The organism is Bathymodiolus azoricus thioautotrophic gill symbiont, assembly GCF_001298715.1.
Taxonomy (GTDB): domain Bacteria; phylum Pseudomonadota; class Gammaproteobacteria; order PS1; family Pseudothioglobaceae; genus Thiodubiliella.
On sequence record NZ_CDSC02000189.1, the window covers coordinates 1 to 1,792 of the forward strand.

At 34.6% G+C, this 1,792-nt stretch carries 2 protein-coding genes; one reads left to right on the plus strand and one right to left on the minus strand.

Going from position 1 to position 1,792, the window contains the following annotated elements; translation table 11 throughout:
• Window positions 1–220: hypothetical protein (locus BAZSYMA_RS03660; protein WP_143243087.1), on the minus strand; the 220-nt coding region annotated here is incomplete at its 3' end.
• Window positions 221–360: 140 nt separating this feature from the next.
• On the opposite strand from BAZSYMA_RS03660, the gene BAZSYMA_RS03665 reads away from it, so the two are divergent.
• Complete coding sequence (locus BAZSYMA_RS03665; protein WP_090715726.1) at window positions 361–1,680, plus strand: ATP-dependent nuclease; 1,320 nt, start codon at window positions 361–363, stop codon at window positions 1,678–1,680.
• The last annotated feature ends 112 nt before the right edge of the window (window positions 1,681–1,792 follow it).

Below are 1,792 nucleotides of genomic sequence, written 5' to 3' on the forward strand. Positions count from 1 at the left end.
TAGTATCATCTAAGCACTGAGCACCTTCATGTTGGCTTAATATCAAGGTATTGATAAAAGTGGAGGCTTTGAGTGCACAATTGCTACCAAGGTCTGGGAAGTGTTGATCAATAGTATTAGACAAACTCAATGTGTTAATGGTATGTGCAGTAGCAAGTAGCCCAATGCGAGCGGTTAAAAGTTCGTTAGTAGAGGACGGTTTGTAGTTTAAAATATTCATAAACGCAGTAAGGTTTGGTTGGTTAATGAGGGGCTTGGTTGCCTTTGGTTTTCACTCAATGAGTGAAACTGTTTTTTGGTTGAAATCATTATACCAGTTGGGGTTTGTGTGTTTTTTTGATTTCTATTTAAGGAAAATAAATGTACCAGTACGATCAAAAGCCATATACATCCTTTACGAAAGAAGCGAAGAAATTCCTCCAGGAGGCTGGTAACAAGGAGTACATTGTGCTCTGTGGTAAAAATAACTGTGGTAAATCCTTTCTCTTAAAAACCCTCACAAAATCACTTGGTGAAAAAGCATCATATCTTGGACCGGCTCGTTATCAAAACTTTAACTTGCTTGGTTTTTTTACTCCTAATAGAGGGGAGCATAAAATAACAGAGCGACGTAAGATATTTCTGGAACAGTGGAGTAATGAACAACAAAATATTGATAATTCGCCCTTAAACTTACAGCAGGCTATTGCAGAGCTAACCGACGATAAACGAGCACAATTAATTGAAATAATGGAGAAGCTTCTTTGCTCAAAAATGGAGCTTAAGTTCACGGTTGCAGGTAACTCAATGTCTCAGAGATATATTTCTGTGGATGGTCACAATATTTCTTATACAAGTTCAGGGTATCGCCTAATTGCGACATTGATTACCTCATTACTCGATGATAATTATGATACGTTTCTAATTGATGAACCAGAATTGGGAATTAGTCCTGAGGCTCAAGGTCAATTTTCAGATTTTATATTTAACCAAAAGATAAGGCAAAAGTATTTCGGTCACATTAAAACAATCATACTAGCTACACATTCAACTATATTTATTGATAGGCGATCAATTTCTAACAATTATTTTGTTGAAAAGAATGGTGATATTATTAATATAAAGCAGGTAGAAAATATAAATGAAATTAATAACATTCATTTTTTCTTGCTTGGAAATCGCTTAGAAACACTATATATGCCTTCGGCAATCGTAATTGTAGAAGGAAAATGTGACTACAAATACATAAAGCGAGCTTTTAGTCTCCGTTACGAAAATGCAAATATTAGTCTTATTCAAGCGAATGGCGACTCAAGAATAAAGGAGATATTTAACTTAACTAAGAATCTGCTTGGTGATATTCAAAAATCTCCGTACAGAGATCGAATATTTGTAGTTCTGGATAAAGTTCATGGTAGTAGTCTTGTGAATGATCTAAAAGGTATGGGGTTGCCAAAAAAAAATATTATCATTTGGAGTAAAAATGGTATTGAGTATTTTTATCCTCCTGAAATCTTGAAATTAATATTCCATTCAACTGGTGAGCCTTTGATTGAAGGCGATAAAGTAGAATTAAATGGGATGAGTTATACCAAGAATGAGCTGGTAGAAATGATCGTTGCTAAAATGGATAAAACAACAAATCATATCAAGGAATTTGAATACGATTTTTTGAGAAAAATTGATGATGTATTGGCCTAACAAACGCATACACTCGGACAAAACAAAGCTACGCCACTTCGCTCTGCGCCTTTATTTTTCCAGTGATGTGAGGCGTTATGCACTAAAAAAGGAAAATACATGAAAAATATAA